The sequence below is a fragment of the Fictibacillus arsenicus genome (assembly GCF_001999465.1).
Classification (GTDB): domain Bacteria; phylum Bacillota; class Bacilli; order Bacillales; family Fictibacillaceae; genus Fictibacillus; species Fictibacillus arsenicus.
In genome coordinates this window covers 181253-205655 of sequence record NZ_MQMF01000003.1, presented here as the reverse complement: position 1 = coordinate 205655, position 24403 = coordinate 181253, and the positions used below count along the sequence as shown (strand labels likewise).

Sequence of the window (24403 nt, the reverse complement as noted above, 5' to 3'; positions counted from 1 at the left end):
TATAAAAAGGAAGGCTTGTCGCGGCATAAACCTAGAAATAAAAGATTTAAAGAAGTTATCGTTTTAGATTAACAAGGAAATAGGTGGGAGAAGGAAAAACAAGAAAGGTGCAATTTAGACAAATAAAAAAGAACGGTTACTATCATAGCTGTATCCAGCTCCAGATATCCGTTCTTAATGTTTGATCCGATTCAGTTTTTCTGTTGCGTTCCACTGATATTAAGGTACGCCTTTATTATTTATTTTCTCTTTTTCGCAGAACGGTTATAAACCCGTCTAAAATGTCATGACTGACAGAAAACCCTTTTCGTTTATAGAATTCGAGCGCATCATTGTTGCCATTAGATACATAGATGAAGTAATCTTCCACATCGTCAAATTGCTTTATCCATTCCATAGACATATTAAAAAGCTTAGAACCAATTCCATATTGTCTGTAATCTTCTTTAATATAAAATTGGGAAAGACAGGCTACATTATCTTTATCTACAGAAGACATATCAAAGAATGTGGCAAACTCATTGGAGTATGTCTCTTTGGGTGAGATGTTCGCATATACGTATGCCACGATCTCATTATTATCTTTTACTGCTACAATATAATTGTGTTTAGCTTTCTGAACTGATGGCACCATACGGGTATCAAAATTCATACTATCAAACAGTTCAGGTTTTATGTATGCTTTTGATTTTTGAAAGACCATAAGTTCATTACAAAGATCTCTTAAACTATCAATCATATTTTCAGGTAAGATTTCATATTGCAAGTTCATCCTGTTCACTCCTTTTTAATGAAAAACTCTTCATCGATTAGCCTTTACGATTTAATTTTATTACATTATGTATCCAAAACAAGTATGTATTGAGTAAGTCCGTAAACACTGAGTAAGAGGAATTCCACGGATAATGAAGGAACGTTCCGGCAATGGGGCTTTTTTCATAGCATAAATATAGTAGATATTGCAATTGATAGTTACATTGGATGATATTAGAAAAAAAGGAGGAATGGTATCATTACTTTGGGTCTGAAGATTCAGACTCAAATCATAAAGAGGGGTTAGAGGATATGAATAAAAATCATAAGAAGTTTGTTTCATTTTCATTAGCTTTGAGTCTTTTATCTATGCCGGTTGCCGAGAATGTATTAGCTAAAAAGCCAGCTACACATACAACAATAGTAAACCTTCGCATCATGGAGACGACAGATATTCATACTAATCTTCTTAACTTTGATTACTATAAAAACGCTGCTTCAGAAAAAGTAGGACTTGCTAAAACGGCTACACTTGTAAATGAAGCTAGAGCAGAATACAAAGGTAAAAACAGTATTTTAGTTGATAACGGGGACCTTATTCAAGGTACACCGCTTGGTACATATAAAGCAAAGATTGAACCGCTAAAAGAAGGAGAAGTTCACCCCGCGATTGCTGCAATGAATTTAATGGGCTATGACATGGCGACTCTAGGAAATCATGAATTCAACTATGGTCTGGAGTATTTAGATGAAACTTATGACGATGCTAACTTTCCGTTTGTAAATGCAAATGTTTATGTTGATGACCATGACAATGATCCGACAAACGATGTAAATAAATATACTCCATACAAAATCGTTAATAAGAAAGTAACGGATGAAAGCGGGAAAACAAAAGTAATTAAGATTGGCTACATTGGTTTTGTACCGCCTCAAATCAATGAATGGGATAAATCTCACCTGGATGGCAAAGTAATTACAAAAAATATTATAGAGTCTGCTGAAAGATTTATTCCAGAGATGAAAGAAGAAGGAGCAGACATTATTATTGCGCAAGCTCACTCTGGATTTAACGGAAACGATTCAAATACAGAAGATGTTGTATACGCGTTAAGCAAGGTTAAAGGTATCAACGCCATTACTTTCTCTCATACTCACAAAGTGTTTCCCGCTATAGATGAAAAGAATCTTGATGCATTGTTCAAGGATTCAACCGGAAAAGTGCTGCCTGGTGTAGATAATGAAAGTGGAACGATCAACGGAGTACCAGCTGTACAAGCAGGTTACGGCGGAGGCTCGTTAGGATTAATCGACTTAACTCTTGAAAAAGAAATAGGAAAGTGGAAAGTAACTAATTCACAATCCTCTGTAAGAAATGTTGAGAAGGTTAGAGCCGACGAAACGATTGTAAAAGCTATTACTGAAGTTCATGAAAAAACAATTAAATATGTAAACACTCCAATAGGAACGACAACAGATGACATTCACAGCTTCTTTGCTCTCGTTCAAGACGATCCTTCTGTACAAGTAGTAACAAATGCTCAAAAGTGGTACGTGGAAAAGTACATTTCTCTTAACAAACCAGAATATAAAGATCTTCCTATTCTTTCAGTCGGCGCGCCTTTTAAGGCGGGTAGAAACGGTGTAGATGAATATACTGAAATTCAAAAAGGTGATCTGACCATTAGAAGTGCCGGTGATTTATACCTTTATGACAATACACTTAAAGCCCTTAAAGTTAAAGGATCAGCAGTAAAAGAGTGGCTAGAAATGTCTGCAGGTAAGTTTAATCAAATCACTATAAACAAAACCGAAGAACAAGAGCTGCTTAATGCTGGATTCCCTGTTTATAACTTTGATGTGATCGATGGAGTTAACTATCAAATCGATGTTACACAACCTGCTAAATATGATAAAGATGGCAAGGTAATCAATTCCGGAAGCAGTCGTATCAAAAACCTTTTTTACAATGGACAACCAATCGATCCAAACCAGGACTTTATCGTGGTAACCAATAACTACCGTGCTGGAGGAGGCGGAAACTTCCCTGGAGTAAAAGGCAGCGAATACGTCGTTGATTCTGCAGATGAAAACCGTCAAATCTTAATGGATTATATTTCAGAAGTAAAAGAAATTACACCAACTGCTGATAACAACTGGTCGATTTCTCCAATCGGAGGAAGTGCAAATGTGACTTTTGTTTCTTCACCTAACGGTAAAAACTATCTTGGTGAAGGCGGTAAGATCACGTATACCAATAAGCTGGATGCAAAAGGGTTTGGTATTTATAAAATTGATTTAAATTAAACGATGAAAAGAGAACCGGTAAGAATGGTTCTCTTTATTTTTTATATAAAAGATAAGGCAAAAATATTTTTTTCTAGTTTTATTATGCTTATAATTCGATATAAGAACATATGTTCGATATAATATGAATATAAAAGCAAAGGAGTTGATTGGGATGCGTAAAAAGAAATGCACCATGAGTATTCCTGAAATTATTAAAATGTACGAAAGTGGAAGCAGAACGGTAGAAATAGCCGAGCAAGCGAATGTGTCAGCAAGATATATTAATTCTGTCCTACAAAGTAATGATGTAACAAGAAGACCACGAGGAAGTTGGTTAAGGCAATACACAATAAATGAAAATTACTTTAAAAAAGTTGGCTAAACAACGACAAAAAATTCTTAAATTTATTTAATGCATTAACCGAAGATAAATCCCTATAAGAAAAAATAAAATAAGAAGTTAAATAAAAGAGAAGTAGAAAAGGAAAAAAGTCTACTTCTTTTTTTAGTAGACATAATATCTATTATAGGCAGCTATGTAAAATGTATAAGAAATAATCTCAAAACTAAAGATTACTTAAGATAGTGAGACGAAATTTGAAAAATATAGTTTTTATAATTTTTTATATTAATGTTGTTTCAATAATTATAAATCATTTAAATTAAGTTCATTTTATTATCCAGTTATGTGTTTTGAATATCTTAATTTGTATTAAATGATTTGCTTTTATTCTCTTCATTTATCTTGTTACTTCGCATTTGTATCATTCCAAAGTTTTTTACATTGATTTATCCCTTGCTAACAAAATTATTAGACCAATTATCATAAAAACATGCACTAAATACCTTTATATTGAATAGGATTCGTTGTATAATACTTTAATTCCGATAAGTTTTATAGGATTAGGAGGGTTATTTTGGCACATTCATCAGTTGACACACAGATATCTCAATCAAGTAAACGGCATTATACAACAGTTGTTACTGAATTAAGTCCTTTGCAAAAACCATGGGCTGCCCTAGGAATTCTGTCCGCATTGATTTTGTTATTCTTTATTGTTAATACGGCTAATTGGACTCAGGGAATTCTGTTCATCATAGGTATTTTGCTAGGAAATGCATTATTATATGCACGTTTTGGATTTACTTCAGCATTTAGACGTCTAGTATCCGTTGGTAATGTTCAAGGACTGCAAGCACATATGGTTATGCTGGCAGTTGCATCTGTATTATTTGCTGTGATATTAAGTACAGGGTTTAGTTTTACGGGAGCTGCACCTGAAGGAAATGTATCACCAGTAGGAATCAGTATTCTTTTTGGTGCTTTCCTGTTTGGAATCGGGATGCAGCTTGGTAATGGCTGTGCTTCAGGAACATTGTATTCTTTAGGCGGCGGATCTTCTTCAATGATTCTAACCTTGATTTCTTTTATTGCAGGTTCTGTTATAGGGGCGTATCATTTTACTTTCTGGATGGGATTACCTTCCCTCCCGCCAATCGCATTTAACCAGATACCTGGATTTGGTTATCTGGGTGCATTGGTATTTCAGTTAGCATTGTTTGGCCTTATCTATTGGATCACGATTCAAATTGCTAAAAAGAAAAATCCGCCTATGATGAAACCACTTCCGACAACTGTTGGGTGGAAAAAAATATTGCGCGGTTCTTGGCCGCTGTTTACAGCTGCTATCGTGTTAGCTGTATTAAATGCTGTAACTTTAGCGGTAAAAGGAAGTCCTTGGGGTATTACTTCAGCATTTGCACTATGGGGTTCAAAAGCATTGATGGCAACTGGAGTTGATGTTTCAAGCTGGGGGTATTTCGCTGGAAGCAAAGGTGATGCTTTAACAAAAAGTGTGCTGACAGATGCTACGAGCGTAATGAACTTCGGAATTATTTTAGGAGCATTTATATCTGCTGCTTTTCAAGGAACATTTAAACCAGGAAAGATTAAACCAGGGATTGCAGGAGCTTCTATTATTGGCGGTTTATTGATGGGCTACGGTGCACGTTTAGCATTTGGCTGCAACATCGGTGCTTATTTTAGCGGAATTGCTTCTTTCAGCCTTCACGGCTGGGTTTGGGGAATTATGGCGATGGCAGGAACATTTTTAGCCCTATTTATTCGTCCGTTATTTGGATTAAAAAATCCAAAATCAAATGATTCTGTATGTTAAATATGAAAAAAGCTAGTGGCTGGGATTTAAATCTCCGCTCCACTAGCTTTTATTTATGTACCTGCTTAATTCTCTAGTATTAAACAGCAAGGATCCTAATTCGCTCATAATTCTTTTTGGTTCATCTCGATTGGGTACGTTTTTACTAAGTGCGGAAATAGCGAAGGTATGCCCTGGTAAATAGAATAATCCTACATTATGTTCAACACCTGGTACATAACCTGTTTTGTGCGCCATTTCCCAAATCGGAATCATTCCGATAATACCGTCATTTTCAGGAAGAAGACTTGGCAGTAAATCATTCATCTTTTGTTGCTTCATAATTTCTATCATCTTACGGCAAACACTCATGGATACGATATTGCCCATAGCTATATCTCTTAAAAAATGATTCATTTCCTTTGCTGTTATTAAATTTGATTCATTATGTTTCCTCGATGGTTTAATTTGAAGTTTATGACGAAATTGAGTCTGCTTAAAGCCCCAAATTGTCATGTATAGCTGGATGTTTTCAACTCCTAATATATCGATTAAAAGGTTGGTTGCTGTATTATCACTTTCAATGATCATCAGTACCACTAAATCATGAATAGTCCATTCCGTTCCTGGAGTAAGGTTCTTTAAAATACCATCACCAGAAACCATGTCTTCTGATCGTACTCGAATCTTATCAGATAGTGAACGTTTCCCTTCAGACACTTGAGCAAGTACTGCTGACATGATAGGGATTTTAATGATGCTAGCCGCATAGAATTCTTCATCATGATTATAGACAAATTCTTCTTCTGTTTCGAAGTAATAAATCGAAATCCCATAAGTACCTTTTCCCGACGAAATCAAACGCAAAAGATCGTTCTCTATCTGTTTCAGCATGTCCGCTCCCTCCTTCCCCAAAAATGTTGATATTATGAAATTCGCTTTATCTTATTGAAATGCCTTCCTTCAAGAACTAATTAAGACAGTCAGTCACAGTACAATCCTCATTATGTGGAAATTAACTAATAATACAAAAAGCACCGTCTGAAGGTGCTTTTTGCCATGGTCATACTTAACTTAATACATTGAAATATCTGGCTTCTGGGTGCGCAAATACAATCGCAGATACAGAGGCTTCTGGTTCCATCATGCAGCCATCTGTCAACTGAATGCCAATATCTTCAGGTTGAATCAGCTTGAATAACTTTTGCTGATCTTCAAGCTCAGGGCATGCAGGATAACCGAATGAAAACCGCTGCCCCTGATAGCGTGCTGAAAAACGCTCTCTCATAGTAAAATCAACCGAATCAGGAAACCCCCAGCGGTCACGCATTTGCTGATGAACAAGCTCAGCGAAACCTTCTGCTGTTTCAAGTGCCAATGCTTGAAGTGCGTGACTTTCTAAAAAACGGCCTTGTTCTTTTATTTCAGCTGCAAGCTCTCTTATACCTGTACCTGCAGTTACAGAAAAGAAGCCAACATAATCCATTTCCCCGCTGTCTTTTGATTTAAGGTAATCTGCTATACAGAGATATGGCTCTTTAGTCTGTCGTGGGAAATCAAACTTCTCAATGATTGTTCGATGATCAACAGGATCGTAAATCAAAACACTGTCTCCATCTGATTGTGCCGGAAAGAATTGATACATCGCAGAAGGATTAATTAAATCTTTTTCTTTTGCCTCAGTTAACAGCGTATCAACGATTGACTTAATATGAAGAGTTTTCTCATCTTTTTCCTCAAGTAATCTCGATATCTTTCCTTTTATGCCAAGGTGATGACCTAAAAGCATCTGCAAATTAATATATGGCTGTATGTGAGACAAGGAATAGTTTCTTAAAATATGCCTTCTTGTATCACTTGGTATAAAAACTGGTGCTTTTTGTGATACGTTTGATCTTACTTTAATAGCTGTTGCAGTTGCTGTACCACCATCGGATCGTCCAGTATCTAATGCTATCGTTCTCTTTCTTTCACTAAAAGCAGAGGCGAGCTTCTCATGATCCTCAGGAGTTTGAAGTTGATTTGCAAGTGATAAGCCTTCCATCGCATCTTTCGCGTAAAGAACCATCCCATCATATTCTTTTGAGATTTTCGTATCGGTAAATTTTCTAGATAAAGCAGCGCCTCCAACTAAAATCGGTGTGGAAATACTCGCTTCACGCATGTCATTTGCAGTTAAAAACATTTGTTGAGCTGATTTTACCAGCAATCCTGACAACCCGATAATATCTGGTTTATTGTTCTTTACAGCCTCAATCAATTCAAGCGGTGTAACTTTAATACCTAAATCGATAACCTGGAATCCGTTGTTGCTTAATATAATGTCTACGAGGTTTTTCCCAATATCATGAACATCACCCTTCACAGTCGCAAGCAATACCTTACCTTTAGATGATGAAGTATCATTACTCTCCATGTATGGTTCTAAAAATGCTACGGACGCTTTCATTACTTCTGCACTTTGAAGAACTTCAGCAACGATAAGCTGGTTTTCGTTAAATAATCTGCCTACTTCTTTCATGCCATCCATGAGCGGTCCGTTTATAATTTTTAGAGGTGCAGGGTATTTCTTTAATGCCAATTCTAAATCAGGAATTAGCCCTTCCTTAGTTCCTTCTAAAATGTAGTATTGCAGCCGCTCTTCTAACGTCATGTCAGGCAGCTTCGATATCGTTTCTTTCTTTTTCCCTCGATAAAATTCAGTAAAAATTGCCAATGCCTCATCTGTTGTTTTAAATAATAGGTTTTCCGCCATATCAATCTCTTCTTTAGAAATAGAAGCAAATCGTTCGAGTTTCTCTGTGTTCACGATCGCATAATCCAGTCCCGCTTGTGTGCAGTGATAGAGATATACGGCATTCAATACTTCACGGCCTACCGGTGGAAGTCCAAATGACACGTTGCTCACTCCGAGAATGGTGAGGCAATGAGGAAAACTCTCTTTTATCAGCCTAATTCCTTCAACAGTTGCATTTGCTGAACCGATATACTGTTCGTCACCAGTTCCTACTGGAAAAACGAGGGGGTCAAATATGATATCTGAAGGCAAGACTTTATATTTTTCCACCAAAAGCTGATACGAATTTGTTGCAATTTCAAGCTTTCGTTCTGCTGAAACACCCATTCCTTTTTCATCAATGGTTCCTACTACAACTGCTGCTCCATACTTATGCAGAAGCGGAATCACTTTTTCAAATCGTTCTTCTCCGTCTTCAAGGTTAATAGAATTAATGATAGCTTTACCTTGTGAATATTTTAAAGCTAGCTCGATAACATCTTCATCAGTTGAATCGATTACAAAAGGAATCTTTACCTTCTTAACCGCTTCCTTCATGAACTCTTCCATGTCACTTTTTTCATCTCTGTCTGGATCTGCCAAGCAGACATCCAGTACATGTGCGCCGCCTTTTACTTGAGCTCTTGCGATTTCAGCAGCTTCCTCAAACTTCTTCTCCGCAATAAGCCTTTTAAATTTTCTTGAGCCAATTACATTCGTACGCTCACCGACCATAATCGGCCGTAACGTTGGATCATCATAAATGAAAGGTTCAATTCCTGAGACCATATGCGTTTCACTCGTTTGAATCGATCGTGGTAAATAATTCTTCATTACATTTGCTAATGCTTCTATATGATTAGGTGTTGTGCCGCAGCAGCCTCCTACAATATTCAGCCAGCCTTTTTCTGCAAATCCTGATAATTTAGCTGCTAAGGAATCTGGAGTCTCATGATAATTTCCTTCTTCATCAGGCAGCCCTGCATTCGGATAGCAGCTGACTGCAGTTGTTGATAGATTAGAAAGCGAGCGAATATGGTCCTGCATGAATTCAGGTCCAGTCGCACAGTTTAAACCAACTGCTAAAGGATTCATATGTTTTAATGAAATATAGAACGCTTCTATCGATTGACCAGCTAATGTTGTTCCCATCGGTTCAATCGTTCCTGATACCATAAGAGGAACTCGTTTTCCTGTTTGCTCAATCGCTTGTTCGATACCTAAAAAACCCGCTTTTACGTTCAGCATATCCTGGCTTGTTTCTAATAGCAGCAGGTCAGCTCCGCCGTCGATTAGTCCTCTTGCTTGCTCTGCATAAGCATCTCTTAACGCATCAAATGTAGTTCCGCCAGTAACGCTTAATGTTTTTGTAGTTGGACCCATTGAACCGGCAACATAACGCGGCCATTCTTCGGTAGAAACTGCATCAGCTGCTTTTCTCGCAATTTCCGCTCCTAACTTATTAATCTCATAAGCTCGTACGCTAAGATCATACTCGTCTAAAACAAGATTAGTTCCTCCAAAGGTATTCGTTTCAATGATATCTGCGCCGGCTTGGAGATATGTTAAGTGAATTGATTCAATAACATCTGGTGCTGTAACATTTAAATATTCATTACACCCTTCATACGCCTCGCCGCCAAAATCTTCTGCTGTGAGATTTGCTTCTTGAAGCATCGTCCCCATTGCGCCATCCATAATTAATATTTTCTTTTTCAGCTGACCTTCTATTGATGTTTTAGGCATTCTGCGACCTCCTTGCTAACAGGGATGGATGATTCGTTCTTGCATAATTAGCTAATTCAACAGTGAGTTCATAACGCATAAATGGAGTAATGAGATAAATTCCATTAAAAAGATCCATAGCTGTATCCAAAAGTGACTTGGCTATGTTTAAACCTACAACACTTGCTTGTTTAGGATTTTCTTTATATTTTCCCATTTGTTCTCGTACATCGTCAGATAATTTTATCCCTGGCACTTCATGATGAAGAAATTCAGCATTTTGTGAACTTGTTAACGGCATGATTCCTATATAGATCGGTTTATCAATGTGTTTGGTAGCTTCATAGGTTTCAATTAGCTTTTCCTCTGAAAACACAGGCTGACTTATAAAATAATCCGCACCATATTCAATCTTCTTTTCTAAACGTTCAACTGCTTTATCAATTAACCTGATGTTTGGATTAAAAGCTGCTCCCACACTAAAGGAAGTCTTTTCTCCAAGTTCTTTTCCCGATAATGACAATCCTTGATTAAACTGCTTAATGAGTTTGATTAGTTCAAATGAAGTGACATCATAAACTGATGATGCACCAGGAAAATCACCGACACTTGCTGGATCTCCAGTTACAGCTAAAATTTCACGGATTCCATGTGTATGAAGCCCCATTAAGTGTGATTGAAGCCCGATTAAGTTCCGGTCGCGGCACGTAATATGAACGAGCGGGCGAAGGTTTAATTCTGACTGAACAACTGAACTTAATGCGGAATTGCATATTCGCGGGGACGCTAGAGAATTATCAGCCATTGTAAGAGCGTCGATTCCCGCTTTTTTTAAAGCCTTTGCACCCTCCATAAAACGAGAGGTATCAAGCTTGCGAGGCGGGTCTAGTTCCACGATAATGGATTGTTTCTTCTTTACTTCTTCAAAAAGCGGAACATAATTAGACTTTGAAGCTGACTGAATAACAATATCTCTTTTTCTTTGTTTTACTTCTTTTTCTTTTACAGGCTGCAGATTCTTAAGCTCGGTTGAGAAAGCACGTATGTGTGCAGGCGTCGTACCGCAGCAGCCTCCTAGAACACTGACACCTTGCTTTCTGAACAAATGAGCACATTCTTTAAAATATTCAGCATCACTTTCATATTGGAACTTTCCATCTGAATATGAAGGAAGCGAGGCGTTCGGAAAAGCAGATAAAAATGCTCCTTTAGGAATCGGTACTTCCTCTAGTGTCTTCAGCATGTGATAAGGACCTAACCGGCAATTTAATCCCACCACATCCGAACCAATTTCCTCAAGACGCAACAAAGCTTCCGAAATTGGAGTTCGGTCTTGCAGAAAGCCTATTTCCTGAAGAGAAACTTGAGCAATGATTGGAAGAGACGTTTCATTTCTAGCAATCTCTAATACAGTTTCAAGTTCTTGCAGATCGTAATACGTTTCCAGCTGTATACCGTCTACGTTTTCCATGAGTAAACAATAGAGCTGTTCACGAAAACTGCGTTTAATTTCATCAAGTGAAATACTGTTTGGTTTAATACCGCGAATCCCGCCAATGGTTCCTAAGACATATTGGTTTTTAGCAGCTCTTCTTGCATTTTGAACAGCTGCTTTGTTAATTTCTTTTACTTGATCTTGGAGGCCATAACGTTCTAGCTTTGAATAATTGGCTGCATACGTATTTGTTTGAATAATGTCAGCGCCGGCATTTAGATAAGCCCGGTGAATATTATAGATTTGCTCCGGCTGTGATAGATTTAATTCTTCGTAACAAAAATCCGAGCCGTAAGAATACAGAAGTGTACCCATAGCTCCATCGCCGATTAGTATCTTGTTTTGTTTTAAATCTGTTACTAAGCTCATGTCAGCCTCCTTATATAAAATAAAAAGCCTTCTAGAAAGAAGACTTTTTGAGTGTTTGGTCTTCTTATCTTTACAAGTCCATACGTGGACTCGCAGGAATTAGCACCTTTTCAGCTTTACGCTGCTGGTTGCTGAGGTTTCATAGGGCCACTCCCTCAACCTCTCTTGATAAGGGTTTATTCAATCTGGTTTACTATAAATCTGGGTTATAATTGTCCCGTTTAATAATTTCTTTTTATATACATACCGTTTGTTCACATCATGTAAAAATGCCGGGTCTGCGATCTCAGCCAATAGAGCTTTCCTTTCTATTATCGGAAATTCATTCTTGATGATGGTTCTACATTCAAATAAAAACTCCAAGTAAGATTCATAGTCTTTACTGTATTTTTGCTGAAGCTCTTTTTTAATTGAGATAGACAAGTTCGGACTAGCCCCAGAGGTTGAAACTGAGAGTACAAGCTTACCTCTTTTCACCACGCCCGGAATGATAAAATTGCCTAATTGCGTCTGGTCAGCTACATTAATCAACTTGTTCTTTTTTACATTAATAGCAATCTCAGCATTCACCTCTTTTGAATTCGTCGCTGCGACTACAAGAAAAGCATTCTCGAAATCTTTACTCTTAACCTCTCTTGAAATCCAAGTGAGGCTTTTTTGTTCATGTAATACCTGAATCTCTTTAATTACATCAATACTAATGACAGTTATTACTGCTTTTTCTTTCAGCAGATCTCTTATTTTTCGGTAAGCAACAGGACCGCCTCCTGCTACAACAACTTCTTTACCGGATAGGTCTACGTGTATAGGGTACATAAATACCTCACTTTTAAAAAATTGCAAATTCTTTTTTGTGAAGTGTCTCTTTTATCCGAGTGAGTAACACTTCTCTTAAAATGGGGTGATATCCAAGCGTCTCGCATAGGATCACTTCTAGTTTTGAATATTCCATATATCGTTTTGTAGTAAGCTTCATTTCATTTATTAATAGACCTGAAAACAAAAGATATGGAACAACAACTACTTGATCGTATGAATATTGGCTGTTCCATAATACTTCTTCAAAACTTGGAGCTGAACCGGTGAGAAAACAAGCTTGAATACTTGGTATACCATAATGTTGCTGAAGATTTGATGCGATCTGCTCTAAATCCCGCTTTACATCTGGATCTGTGCTTCCTCTTCCAACCAATAAAATGTATGAGTTCTTACTTAAACTAGAAACACATTTCGTAATTTTTTCCCATAATAAGTGAGAAGCGGCTTCATGTACGCCGAATGCGCGCCCGTACTTAACTTCAATTTGAGGAAAATGGAGTTGTAATTGTCTCAGTTCTTTTGGAATGTCTATCTTTACATGATTAGCTGACAATAAAAATACAGGAACAACAGAGATGCTCGTAGCTCCTTTCTGTATGCATGTTATAAAACCTTGCGGGATGGAAGGTGCAGCAAGTTCTAAAAAACAGATCTCTTTGATTGGAACATTAACGGAAGCCATGGATTCTTTTACAAATTCTTCTGCTTCAATACGGCCTTTTTGCAGTCTTGTACCATGACAGATAAAAAGTAAGGCTTTCATCTAAAGTGCTCCGCTAATAGCAGTCATCTTAACTGATTCTTCTTCATTAAGCTGTTCAAACCACTTAAGTTCCTCCCGGAGTCGAACCACTTCTCCAACAACGATCATGCTCGGATTTTCAATTCTTTCACGCAATACAATATCTTCAATGGTTTCTAATGTTCCTGTTACAGTTCTCTGATTTTCTAACGATCCCCATTGGACTAGTGCCACCGGAGTGTCTTTGTTTTTCCCGTGTTTTGTCAGCTGTTCACAGATATAGGGAAGGTTACCTACACCCATGTAGATCGCTAATGTATCAATTCCTTTGGCTAAACTGTCCCATTTCAACTCTTCTTCTTCACCCTTTTTCCTGTGACCAGTAACAATCGCGTAACTTGAAGAGATGTTTCGATGTGTGACTGGAATACCAGCGTATGCAGGTGCTGCAATTCCTGATGTAATGCCAGGTACTACTTCAAATTCTATACGGCTTTTTGAAAGTGCTTCTGCTTCTTCGCCGCCTCTTCCGAAGACGAATGGATCGCCGCCTTTAAGACGGGTTACTGTTTTTCCTCTTTGAGCGTGCTTTACTAAAAAGCTGTTGATTGTTTCTTGTTTCATGGAATGGTAGTTTGGCAATTTACCGCAATAGATAAGATCGCACTCTGTTTTTGCATGAGCTAAAAGTTCTTTATTCACCAATCGGTCATACAAAATCACGTCTGCTTCCTGAATGCATCGTAAGCCTTTTACAGTAATTAACCCTGGATCACCTGGGCCGGCTCCGACAAGATAAACTTTTCCCATCATCATCACTCCTTAAGGATTAAGTATATTTTCCCTTTCATATAATACAAATCCATTGCCGCTGCGGATTTTTTTCTTTTCGTAGAGTGAAATCTCTTCAAAATCTGGCTGTTTTAAAAAATACTTTTCAAGTTCAACATCTACGAGCTGAAATGCTTGTTCATCTGTTGTAGCAGCTATTACAACAGGAATAATTTCTGATTTCAAGCTCACTTCAAACCGATATAAATACATAGGAAGACCTCCCTTCACGAAACTTTTTCTTCTAATTGCTCTGAAATTCGATCTAGCTCTATTTGAAGAGGTTCAAGTCCTACCCTGTTGATATAATCGAAAAAAGTTTCAAGAGGAAGCTTCGTTTCTTTAAAATGGTCTAGAAAACGAATTAGTACTTCATCAAGAAAATCAGCATGGAATTTTCCTTTCAGCTTTTCATTAAACTTTCCTCCATCATCAAGCGTTCCGCCAACGTAAATCTCAAAAGCTTGCACCATCTTTTTCTCTTTCGTTTTTAACAGTACGCCTTGCAGACCGATATCTGCGATTTGACGCTGTCCGCAAGAGTTAGGACAGCCGACCATATGAATCCTTATCGGTACGTCAAGTGTGATTCTCTGATCCAGGCTTTCAGCGATTCGGCGCATTCTTTCTTTCGTTTCAACCAGTGCTAAATTGCAATATTCAATACCCGTGCAGGAAACAGAATGCCCTATAAAAGAAAGAGGCTGTGTCGTGATTCGTTTAAAGATATCTTCTTGCAGCAGCGATTCAACGTTTTGATGTTTCACGTTAGGAATTATTAAGTTTTGAGAATTTACCGTTCGGATCTCACCGTTTCCGTATAACTTTGCTATTTCTGCAAGCTTCAGTACTTCATCCGCATCTAATCGTCCAACTGGCACATTAAAGCCAATATAGCTTAATCCTTCTTGCTTTTGAGGATGAACACCATAGAAATATCCGCCGTTCCAGCCTTGAAGTGCATCTCTGCCTTTAGAAGGAAGCTGTCCTGTATATTCTAAGAGTTTCTCTTTGAATTTTTCTGGTCCCCAGTCTGCCATTAAAAATTTAAGTCGCGCGAAGTGGCGTTTTTCCCTATAGCCGTAATCACGGAAAATGGTAGTAATCGCAATAGCCACTTCTTTTACCTGATGCGGTTCTATAAAGACATCAAGCGGCTGCGCTAAGAACGGCCTCGACGATAATCCACCGCCAATCTTAATATGAAAACCAGGAATCTCTTTATCATCAACTTCTTTATAAGCTGGAGTAAAAGCTACACAATTTATCTCCGCATGCGCACTGTTGTTCACATTAGAACTGATGGACATTTTATATTTTCTCGGCAGATTAGAAAAATCTTCATTGTGCTGAAAGAATTCATACACTTCTTTTACAATCTCTGATGTATCAAATAGTTCTTGAGGATCTATCCCGGCAATCGGATTCCCCATAATATTTCTCGTAATATCACCGCATGCCCCAGCACTTGATAGCCCTGTTGCTTCTAAACGTCTAAAAATATCCGGGATTTGTTCAATGGTCAGCCAGTGAAACTGGATGGCTTGTCGTGTCGTGATATCAAATACGCCTCTTCCATAATCTTTGCAAATGTGAGCAAGCGTTTTTATTTGTTCGTAGCTTAATATGCCAGAGGGTACATTGACCCTCATCATGAAGTATCCATCTTCTTTAGGTCTCTGCAAATACAGACCCGCCCATTTAAAATTGTCCCACTCTTCTTTTGGTATAGATGCGAAGCCGTTTTTTGCGTAATGAGGGATATCTTCAAATATTTTTAACCCGTCTTTCACAAGCTTCTTTTGCTCCGTTTTATTGAGCTTCGGATTATCAGCCCACGCTTTTTCATAAGCCATGTTCTCAGTCTCCTTTTTAGATGAGTTTTTTCTTTTGCAAATAAGCCAAAATAGCATCTACACTCTCACTTACATTCTTTTCATTTGTGTGAATCGTAAGAGAAGGAGACACCGGTTCCTCATATGGGGAATCGATTCCAGTGAAATCAGTAATCTCCCCTTTGCGAGCTTTGCTGTAAAGCCCTTTCGGATCTCGTTTTTCACATTCTTCTATCGGGCATGAAACAAAGATCTCAATGAATTCTTCTTCTGAAACGATTTCTTTTGCTCTTTCACGGTCTTGTATAAAAGGTGAGATGAATGCTGTCAAAACCACTGTTCCGTTATCAACAAAAAGCTTAGAAACTTCTGAAATTCTGCGTATGTTTTCCGTCCTGTCTTCATCCGAAAACGATAGATCACGGTTTAATCCGTTTCTGATGTTGTCACCGTCAAGCACATAGTTTCGGATGTTTCGTTCATATAGGACTTTTGCAAGTGCATTAGCAATGGTGGACTTTCCTGATCCGGATAGTCCTGTAAACCACAGGACAAAACTAGAATGGTTGTTTAGCTTTCTTCGATCTTCTTTTGTAATGGAACTATCGTGCCAGACGGTATTGTGCTGTGTATTCATTTGCATCTCCTTTAAGCTGGTTTTCTTCATGTCGTCTTAATCCATTGATCAACACTTCAACGACTTCCTTCCGGCTGAATGTACTTGGAGGCAATTCCCCATTTCTTAGAAGTTCTCTTACTTTCGTTCCAGATAAAATTACATGATGTTCACTGGAATGCGGACACGTTTTAGAAGAAGCCATGGCCTCACATTTTGTGCAATAGAAGCTGTGTTCAAAGAAGAGTGTGGTGATACCGATCTCATTGGCGGTAAACTGTGAAAAGATCTCCTGAGCTTCATACGTCCCGTAATAACTGCCTACACCAGCATGATCACGGCCAACAATAAAATGTGTACAGCCATAATTCTTTCTCACTAGTGCGTGAAAAATAGCTTCACGCGGTCCGGCATAACGCATGGCTGCAGGAAATACTGCAAGGAACACACGGTCGCTCGGATAATAGTTTTCAATGAGTACGCGATAGCTTTTCATCCTTACATCTGCCGGTATATCGTCTGACTTTGTTTCCCCGACTAGCGGGTTTAAAAAGAGTCCATCAACCGTCTCAAGAGCCGTTTTTTGAATATATTCGTGCGCACGGTGCACTGGATTTCTTGTTTGAAAACCAACAACTGTTTTCCAGCCTAAACTGCTAAACTTCTTTCTAGTTTCACGTGGGTCAAGGTGGTAGTTCTTAAAAGATTTTTTTTCAAGCCGTTTAACGAGCGTGATGTCCCCGCCCACATAAACCGTCGGCCGCTCCAGCAGCTTCTTTACGCCTGGATGTTTTATGTCAGAAGTTTTATAGACTTTCTCTGCTTCAATATGCTTATCTGGGAAATAGATATCACCAACCTGCAAGATCCCGTATGTCTCGCCATCAAACGTAAGCCTGACGTCTTCTCCTGTACTAAGAGATTGTGCGGTTTCATGAGTTACTGGCAATGTAATCGGGAGACTCCAAACCGTTCCATCACTCAGCCTGATACGTTCTAAGACAGATTGATAGTCTGCTTGGTTTAGGAACCCGGTTAATGGGCTGTATGCTCCGATAGCTATTAATTCAAGGTCACTAAGTGCTGTTAAATCAAGCTCAATTTCTTTTTGTATGTGCTCATACGGTGTATCCGGTCTAAACTGATTAATTAATGTTCCTCCGTGTGGTTGTAAAGTTGCCATACTGTATCTCCTCCAATTTTTCCTTAGTCTTCATGAAGACCGCATTCTAGTTTCCCAGTTCCTGACCAGCGGCCGGAACGGAGGTCATCTGCGTTTATTGCTGCTTTTGTACAAGGGGTACAACCGATACTTGGATACCCATTATCGTGAAGTGTGTTATACGGCAGATTATGCTTATGGGCGTATCGCCAAATGTCTTTCCACGTCCAGTGAATGAGCGGGCAGATCTTAATACTGCGGAAACGCTCATCTTTGTTAATAAACTGAGTTTGTTGTCTCGTAGGCGACTGTTCACGGCGCAACCCGGAAAGCCATGCTTTTACGCCTTTGAGCTCTTCTTCTAAAGGAATTATTTTTCTAATGGTGCAGCAATGATTTGAATTCACCTTCCAAAGTTCTTCACCATGCTTAATTGCCTGTTCTTCAAGTGTTAAGGCGGGCGTCTTAAGCTTAATACGCAGCCATGGATACCTTTTCTTTGCAGCATTAATCACCTCGTATGTTTCCTGGAAGTGCAGCTGCGTATCCAAAAAGACTACTTGAGCATCACGTTTGATTTGGGTTACAAGATCCACTAATACACTTCCTTCGATTCCAAAGCTGCACGCATATACGAGATCATCGCCATACATTTCATACGCCCATTTCAGAACATCTAATGCACCTTTCTCAGGGTTGTCGCTATTAAACTCTTGAATGTTGTTATTCCAAGTTTGATAGGTCAGCAATTTTTTACCTCCTTCATGAAAAACAAATAGACCAACAAAAAAAGCGGCTTTAACGTTATAAGGAGCATGCCCCTATACGTTAAAAACCGCCTCTAGTTTTCTAGTCAGCGCTATTTGATTCTTACCTTCTCGTTTTTTTCGAGTTGAATTACTTTTCCATCCTGCACGATTAAAGTTATGGACCCAAATTTGATGTTGCTCAGCATTTTTTGAAGCTGAGGAAGAAAATCGTTTTCACTCTTTTCGTTCGCCACTCCACTGGCCTCCCTTTTTTTCACAAAATATCTCTAAATTAAAATAAAAAAACCTTCCCATTTCGGAAAGATAGTGGAGGTAAACGTATTACCTTATCTTCCAAAATGTAAAAACATTCTGCTGGAGTTAGCACCTTACGATTCGCAGGTTGCCGGGTTTCATCGGGCCAGTTCCCTTCACCACTCTGGATAAGTGTTTAATTTTTAAAATCATATCACATCTGAAACGGATATCAAGCCCTATTTTTTTATTTTCTATTTTTTCTGAAAAAAATTAAACCTGCAGTTGACAATTTGTCTTCCTGGAACATATAGTAATAACTAAAATTTCATCCGAATCGCTGATCGGAAAAACCGAAGGCTCTTAACATAACTTGTTAAGGGCCTTTTTATTTTGAGGAGGAATTTGATGAAAAAGTTAATCGTTCTAGCGCTTATTGGACTTATGGCACAGCTGATCGACGGCTCACTCGGAATGGCATATGGGGTTACTTCGACTTCCCTGCTCTTGGTAGCGGGGATTGCGCCGGCAGCAGCATCCGCCTCTGTCCACCTTGCTGAAGTTGTGACAACAGCAGCATCTGGAGTTTCCCATATTAAGTTTGGAAACGTTGATAAGCAGGTGGTTCTCCGCTTAATTCTGCCGGGTTCGATCGGTGCATTTTTAGGCGCTTGTTTTTTAAGCAGCCTTCCAGGAGATATTGTGAAACCATATGTTTCTCTATTTCTTATTATTCTTGGAATCTATATTTTGTTTCGTTTTCTCTATAAACTTGGAGAAAGAAAGACGGCTCCCTCTGTAAACTCTTTTTCAAAAAAACAGCTAATGCCCCTTGGCTTACTTGCTGGATTTCTAGATGCGACAGGTGGTGGTGGATGGGGTCCTGTAACAACTCCTGTCCTTATGGCAAAAGATATGAAAACTAGAAAAGTTATAGGTTCCGTTGATACGAGTGAATTTGCTGTAGCCGTTTCCGCATCTTTCGGATTCTTTATTTCTCTAGGCTGGGAGCAAGTTGAATGGCTTTGGGTTGGTGCCCTCATGGCAGGGGGTATTGTTGCAGCCCCAATTGCAGCATGGCTAGTTCGAATCTTTCCATCACACATTTTAGGGGTTTTAGTTGGCGGCTTGATCATTATAACCAATGTTAGGACATTGCTTATGACCTTTGGTTTCTCGTCAAACGTTATGTTTGCCATTTATTTTGTTCTAGCGGCATTTTGGGCAGTAGGTATTATCTATACAGTAAAAAGCTTTCCGAAAAAAAGTACTGAAGAAAATAAAAATCCAAAATTTTTAAAAAATTCTGTTGACTATTGATTGTGAGGTATGTATTATAGTCCTTAATTCAATATTCAATCTTCTTATCCAGAGAGGCGGAGGGACTGACCCTATGAAGCCCGGCAACCAGCAGAGATGCATGGTGCTAATTTCAGCAGAACAACTAACGTTCTGAAAGATGAGACTTCGATCGTGTGAAATCATCGGGACCTCTTCTTTTGGAAGAGGTCTTTTTTTATTGGATAAGTTGAATCTGAAATTTATATTGGATAACAAAAAAATTTAAACATTGAGGAGAGATTTGAAAATGAGCGAACAAAAAAGAGAGTACGGTTTTGAAACAATTTCATTGCATGAAGGACAGAAAGTAGATCCTGCTACAGGTGCACGAGCGGTACCTATTTATCAGACAACATCGTATCAGTTTAACAGCACAGAACACGCAGCAAATTTGTTTGCTTTAAAAGAATTCGGAAATATCTATAGCCGTTTAATGAACCCAACACAAGATGCGTTTGAACAGACTATCGCTAAATTAGAAGGCGGTGTAGGAGCGCTTGCTGTCGCTTCTGGGCAAGCTGCCATTACAAATGCTATTTTCAATATCACTGGCTCAGGTGATGAAATTGTTGCCTCTACTTCTCTATACGGAGGAACTTATAATCTCTTCTCTGTGACATTGCCAAAACTCGGCATCGAGACACGGTTTGCTGACATCGATAATCTTCAATCGTTTAAAGACGCGATCACAGAAAAAACAAAAGCAGTATATGTTGAAACAATCGGGAATCCCAAAATTGATGTAGCAGATATTGAAGGTCTTGCTAATATTGCTCATGAAGCGGGTGTCCCTCTTATTGTTGATAACACGCTTGCTACACCTTATCTTTGCCGACCGATCGAGCATGGTGCAGATATCGTCGTACACTCCGCAACAAAATTCATTGGCGGCCACGGTACATCAGTTGGCGGTGTAATCATTGATTCCGGAAAATTTGATTGGAACAACGGAAAGTTCCCTGGCTTAACTGAACCGGATCCGAGCTACAAAGGCATCGTTTATACCGAAGCATTCGGTCCGCTTGCTTATATTTTGAAAGCTCGAGTTCAATTGCTTCGTGATTTAGGATCATCCATTTCTCCGTTCAATTCATTTTTGTTTATTCAAGGCTTAGAAACTTTGTCATTGCGTTTAGAAAGACACGTTGAAAACACACTTAAAGTAGCACAGTTCTTGGAAAGCCATCCTTCTGTAGACTGGGTGAATTATGCAGGTCTCCCTAGCAGTCCATATTATGAACTTGCACAAAAATACCTGCCTAAAGGAGCTGGAGCGATTCTAACTTTCGGTGTTAAAGGCGGAGTAGAAGAAGGAAAAAAATTAATTGAGAATGTAAGCATCTTCTCTCATTTAGCTAACGTAGGAGATTCAAAGTCCTTGATCATCCATCCTGCCAGTACAACCCATCAGCAATTATCTGAAGAAGAACAAAGAAAATCAGGGGTGTCACCTGAATTAATCCGTCTATCCATTGGTATTGAAACAGTAGATGATCTTATTTATGATCTTGATCATGCATTAAAAGCAATCGCACTTTCTCCAAGCGGATTGTAAAAACAAAACAACAAACTCAGAGCATATTCGTAAATGCTCTGAGTTTTATTTATATAAAAAACTGTTAAATTATATGATGGAGTCCATTTTTTTATGTGATAGGTTGGTATTTTTATATGATTAGTCTAAAAAAATAGGTGATCCTTCGTTTTGGGCAAATAACGCATGATTCTTAGTTAAAAGATCAAGTAATATTTTCGTTTAACCATAATGTGGATGCTGCTATAAACTTTTCAGCAGCTGGTGAAAGATTTTTAAAGGATATCGAACCTATACCAATGGAAGAAATAGCTCGTTCACCTGAAAGGGGTATTTTTTTTACACCTTCAGGCAGATTATGTAAGGCAATTTCTGGCAGGATGGCCACACCTAGCGAGTTTTTCACCATAGAGATAATTGCCTGCTCATCATCTAAACGAAAAGCAATTTCAGGAGAATGTTTATTTGGTTTGAAAATGTTATGTATGATTTTAAGGGTGGAATTTTGAAGTATCAGCTTCTCATTCTTCAGTGCATTTGTCTTTATAGCTTTTTCAGCGCTTAGGTGGTGGTTCTCCGGCACAACACAGCAAAATGCTTCGCGCTTTAAATGAAGAACCTCAAAGTCAGCAGCAGGCAGCATTAAAAACCCGAAATCTATAATCCCCTGAGAAATCCATAGAGAGATTTCCTCCTGTTTCCCTTCCACAACTTCTACTTTTATATGCGGGTATTGATCCATGAATTTCTTCAATATTCCTGGAAGCCATTCAACTGAAATAGATGAAAAGGTCCCAATTCTAACAGTCCCAATTTCAAGTCCTCTTATCTCCCCAGCCTCCTGGAGCATTTTTTTGCTTAGTGTCAGAATATCCCTAATATATAACAACATTCTTTCACCATTCACTGTTAGCCTGATGCCTGCTTTATTACGTGTTAATAACGAAAAACCCAGCTCTTTTTCCAAGCTGGCAATGGCATGACTTACCCCGGATTGAGATATATTTAATGCTTCACTTGCTTTTGTTAAGCTACCAAGTTCTACTACTGTATGAAATATTTCATATTTGCCAATCGACAAATTCATCCCTCTTTATATTAGTTTTACTCATACTATAACATATATAATGAAGGATTTTCATCATTTTACGACATTAAACGATGAATTCCGCCTTTTGAAGGTTTAGTTCGATTATTTTTGTGGATGCTATTCGGCCTAAAAATTTCCATCAAGCATAATGAAAACAAGATATAAAGCTATTAACCATATAATAATGGCTGATCCCTTATTAATAAGGTTTTGAAAGTAACCAGATGTATCTATTTTCCCTACAGTTCTTCCTGTCAGTGCAAGACCAATAAACCAAATCCAAGACACTGAGATACAGGACAAGGTGAAAACTAGTTTATCCGCACCTGAATAAGCTATGGAACTTGTTCCAATCACACCAATCGTATCTAAAATAGCATGAGGGTTTAACAACGAAACAGTAGCAGCAAATATGATCTGCCTTTTGGGTGTCATACATGGTGTCGAAGCTTGTGTATGTGTTTTGCTAGACCAAATGGACCACCCCATATACAATAAAAATAGAATACCAGCTGCCATAACTCCTAGTTTAAGAGCATGTATGGTAGATACAAGCGCAGAAATACCTGAAACAGCTAGAATGATTAATAAAGTATCACACATTCCTGCGGTTACAACCGCGGGTAAACTCCGCAATATGTTTGGCTGCTGTGCCCCCTGATTAAAAATAAAAACATTCTGTACACCTAAAGGTAATATTAGCCCAAACGCTAAAATAATTCCGTGCAGCAAGGCATTATCCAAATCATATCCACTCCTTACACTCAAATGGAGGTTAAAAAATGTATACTAGTCAAATACGATCAAAAAATCATGACCGAAAAAATGTGAACACAACTCTTAGTCAGTCCCTTTATAAAGAGATTAAGCTACTAGCCAAAAAGCTGGATCGCCCCGCAAATGAACTGATCGAAGAAGGTATGGTCCATGTACTGAATCAGTACAAAAATAAATAAAATACTCATCAGCGCTCAGGGTTTATTATGAGCGTTTTCTTTTTACGCTTTAAAGTAAGTCTTAATTTCAAACGAATTGGACAAAAAGATTAATAGAGATTTTACCCTAGTCTGTAATGGATGTGATATTTTGAATCCTTATGTTGAAGTCGTTATGAGATCAATGATCGCCTTTACCTCTCTTTTTATAGCTGCAAGAGTTCTAGGAAAGCATACCGTTTCAAGGATGACCATATTTGATTTTATTGCGGTTGTTACGCTTGGTTCGGTTACGGCAAACCTTGCATTCGCCATGGAAATTGAAACCCGTTATATTTTTATCGTCTTTACGATTTTTGTGTTCCTTATCTATCTGTCTGCTTTTATTTCATTAAAAAGCGAAAAAGCCCGAAAACTAGTCGCAGGGGACCCTACTGTCGTAATCGAAAACGGAAAAATACTTGAGCACAATATGAAAAAAATGCGTTATACGCTGGATTATTTAAATCAACAGCTCCGCCAAAAAGACATATTTTCGATTGATGAAGTGCAGTATGCTCTTGTTGAGAATAATGGTTTGCTCTCTGTTAAGAAAATGGAACAGCACTTAAATGTTACTCGAAAGGACTTACATATTTATAAATCCGAAATAAAACTGCCCGTGGAACTCATTATGGATGGTGAAATTTTAAAGAATAATCTGACAGAAAATAATATCTCTTTGGACTGGGTTCATGAGGAATTAAGATTACGTAAACTCACTGTTGGCGATGTTGTATATGCTTTGCTCACCAGCAGCAATAAGCTTTACATAGATACTCATGACGACGATCTACAGTCCCCTTTAGATGTAGAGTAAGGAGAGAAACAAAAAGGGAAATACACAAAAAGAGACTTAATTACAAGTCTCTTTATTATAGTTAACATAATG

Annotated in this window: 22 protein-coding genes and 3 riboswitches; of the genes, 7 read left to right on the top strand and 15 right to left on the bottom strand. The window is 38.3% G+C overall.

Annotated elements, in window-relative coordinates; genetic code table 11:
* Positions 1-235: 235 nt before the first annotated feature.
* Positions 236-772: a GNAT family N-acetyltransferase gene (locus tag UN64_RS15025; RefSeq protein ID WP_077364201.1), complete on the bottom strand. Its 537-nt coding sequence runs from the start codon at positions 770-772 to the stop codon at positions 236-238.
* Positions 773-1065: 293 nt separating this feature from the next.
* Here UN64_RS15025 and UN64_RS15020 point away from each other — a divergent pair, with 293 nt between their 5' ends.
* From UN64_RS15020 to UN64_RS15010, 3 genes are all read left to right on the top strand, one after another.
* Positions 1066-3060 carry a bifunctional 2',3'-cyclic-nucleotide 2'-phosphodiesterase/3'-nucleotidase gene (locus UN64_RS15020; RefSeq protein ID WP_077364199.1) on the top strand — a complete coding sequence of 665 codons (1995 nt, stop codon included), beginning with the start codon at positions 1066-1068 and terminating at the stop codon, positions 3058-3060.
* A 154-nt stretch (positions 3061-3214) separates the two neighbouring features.
* The gene (locus UN64_RS15015; protein WP_245802048.1) at positions 3215-3424 is read left to right on the top strand and encodes an endonuclease; all 210 of its coding nucleotides are present in this window, start codon (positions 3215-3217) and stop codon (positions 3422-3424) included.
* A gap of 535 nt (positions 3425-3959) precedes the next feature.
* A complete protein-coding gene (locus UN64_RS15010) occupies positions 3960-5219 on the top strand; it encodes a YeeE/YedE family protein (RefSeq protein ID WP_245802047.1) in 1260 nt (419 codons plus the stop codon).
* Between the two features lie 42 nt (positions 5220-5261).
* On the opposite strand, the gene UN64_RS15005 is transcribed toward UN64_RS15010, so the two are convergent.
* The 12 genes from UN64_RS15005 to UN64_RS14950 all read right to left on the bottom strand — a co-directional run bounded on the left by UN64_RS15005 (position 5262) and on the right by UN64_RS14950 (position 18571).
* Positions 5262-6092, bottom strand: coding sequence for a serine hydrolase (locus UN64_RS15005; protein ID WP_077364197.1), 831 nt, complete (start codon positions 6090-6092; stop codon positions 5262-5264).
* Between the two features lie 175 nt (positions 6093-6267).
* Positions 6268-9720 (bottom strand): methionine synthase, encoded by a 3453-nt coding sequence (metH, locus tag UN64_RS15000; protein WP_077364195.1) that lies wholly within the window; start codon positions 9718-9720, stop codon positions 6268-6270.
* Positions 9713-11563, bottom strand: a complete 1851-nt coding sequence (locus UN64_RS14995; protein ID WP_077364193.1) for a bifunctional homocysteine S-methyltransferase/methylenetetrahydrofolate reductase — start codon at positions 11561-11563, stop codon at positions 9713-9715. Before UN64_RS14995 ends, metH begins: the two co-directional genes overlap by 8 nt.
* A 61-nt stretch (positions 11564-11624) precedes the next feature.
* Positions 11625-11738: riboswitch (SAM riboswitch) on the bottom strand.
* 5 nt (positions 11739-11743) lie between these two features.
* Positions 11744-12379, bottom strand: a complete 636-nt coding sequence (locus tag UN64_RS14990; RefSeq protein WP_077364191.1) for a precorrin-2 dehydrogenase/sirohydrochlorin ferrochelatase family protein — start codon at positions 12377-12379, stop codon at positions 11744-11746.
* 13 nt (positions 12380-12392) lie between these two features.
* Positions 12393-13145, bottom strand: a complete 753-nt coding sequence (locus UN64_RS14985; protein ID WP_077364189.1) for a sirohydrochlorin chelatase — start codon at positions 13143-13145, stop codon at positions 12393-12395.
* Positions 13146-13934, bottom strand: a complete 789-nt coding sequence (gene cobA, locus UN64_RS14980) for a uroporphyrinogen-III C-methyltransferase (protein WP_077364187.1) — start codon at positions 13932-13934, stop codon at positions 13146-13148.
* A 12-nt stretch (positions 13935-13946) separates the two neighbouring features.
* Positions 13947-14168 carry a DUF3906 family protein gene (locus tag UN64_RS14975; RefSeq protein WP_077364185.1) on the bottom strand — a complete coding sequence of 74 codons (222 nt, stop codon included), beginning with the start codon at positions 14166-14168 and terminating at the stop codon, positions 13947-13949.
* 14 nt (positions 14169-14182) lie between these two features.
* A complete protein-coding gene (locus tag UN64_RS14970) occupies positions 14183-15811 on the bottom strand; it encodes a nitrite/sulfite reductase (RefSeq protein ID WP_077364183.1) in 1629 nt (542 codons plus the stop codon).
* A gap of 16 nt (positions 15812-15827) precedes the next feature.
* Complete coding sequence (gene cysC, locus UN64_RS14965) at positions 15828-16427, bottom strand: adenylyl-sulfate kinase (protein WP_077364181.1); 600 nt, start codon at positions 16425-16427, stop codon at positions 15828-15830.
* Positions 16393-17589: a sulfate adenylyltransferase gene (gene sat, locus UN64_RS14960; RefSeq protein WP_077364179.1), complete on the bottom strand. Its 1197-nt coding sequence runs from the start codon at positions 17587-17589 to the stop codon at positions 16393-16395. Before sat ends, cysC begins: the two co-directional genes overlap by 35 nt.
* Before the next feature lie 23 nt (positions 17590-17612).
* Positions 17613-18317, bottom strand: coding sequence for a phosphoadenylyl-sulfate reductase (locus UN64_RS14955; protein ID WP_077364177.1), 705 nt, complete (start codon positions 18315-18317; stop codon positions 17613-17615).
* A gap of 110 nt (positions 18318-18427) precedes the next feature.
* Complete coding sequence (locus UN64_RS14950) at positions 18428-18571, bottom strand: YezD family protein (protein WP_226534934.1); 144 nt, start codon at positions 18569-18571, stop codon at positions 18428-18430.
* Positions 18572-18661: 90 nt separating this feature from the next.
* Positions 18662-18767, bottom strand: a riboswitch (SAM riboswitch).
* A 213-nt stretch (positions 18768-18980) separates the two neighbouring features.
* Here UN64_RS14950 and UN64_RS14945 point away from each other — a divergent pair.
* Both UN64_RS14945 and UN64_RS14940 read left to right on the top strand, forming a co-directional pair.
* A complete protein-coding gene (locus UN64_RS14945) occupies positions 18981-19892 on the top strand; it encodes a sulfite exporter TauE/SafE family protein (protein ID WP_077364175.1) in 912 nt (303 codons plus the stop codon).
* 41 nt (positions 19893-19933) lie between these two features.
* Positions 19934-20038, top strand: a riboswitch (SAM riboswitch).
* 122 nt (positions 20039-20160) lie between these two features.
* Positions 20161-21468, top strand: a complete 1308-nt coding sequence (locus UN64_RS14940; RefSeq protein ID WP_077364173.1) for a homocysteine synthase — start codon at positions 20161-20163, stop codon at positions 21466-21468.
* 184 nt (positions 21469-21652) lie between these two features.
* Here UN64_RS14940 and UN64_RS14935 read toward each other — a convergent pair whose 3' ends face one another.
* Together UN64_RS14935 and UN64_RS14930 are read right to left on the bottom strand one after the other, a co-directional pair.
* Positions 21653-22528 carry a LysR family transcriptional regulator gene (locus UN64_RS14935; protein ID WP_171978933.1) on the bottom strand — a complete coding sequence of 292 codons (876 nt, stop codon included), beginning with the start codon at positions 22526-22528 and terminating at the stop codon, positions 21653-21655.
* A 135-nt stretch (positions 22529-22663) separates the two neighbouring features.
* Complete coding sequence (locus UN64_RS14930) at positions 22664-23281, bottom strand: LysE/ArgO family amino acid transporter (protein ID WP_077364169.1); 618 nt, start codon at positions 23279-23281, stop codon at positions 22664-22666.
* A gap of 38 nt (positions 23282-23319) precedes the next feature.
* On the opposite strand from UN64_RS14930, the gene UN64_RS20970 reads away from it, so the two are divergent.
* Together UN64_RS20970 and UN64_RS14925 are read left to right on the top strand one after the other, a co-directional pair.
* Complete coding sequence (locus UN64_RS20970; protein WP_171978932.1) at positions 23320-23493, top strand: hypothetical protein; 174 nt, start codon at positions 23320-23322, stop codon at positions 23491-23493.
* 127 nt (positions 23494-23620) lie between these two features.
* Complete coding sequence (locus UN64_RS14925; protein WP_369073185.1) at positions 23621-24331, top strand: DUF421 domain-containing protein; 711 nt, start codon at positions 23621-23623, stop codon at positions 24329-24331.
* Positions 24332-24403 lie beyond the last annotated feature (72 nt).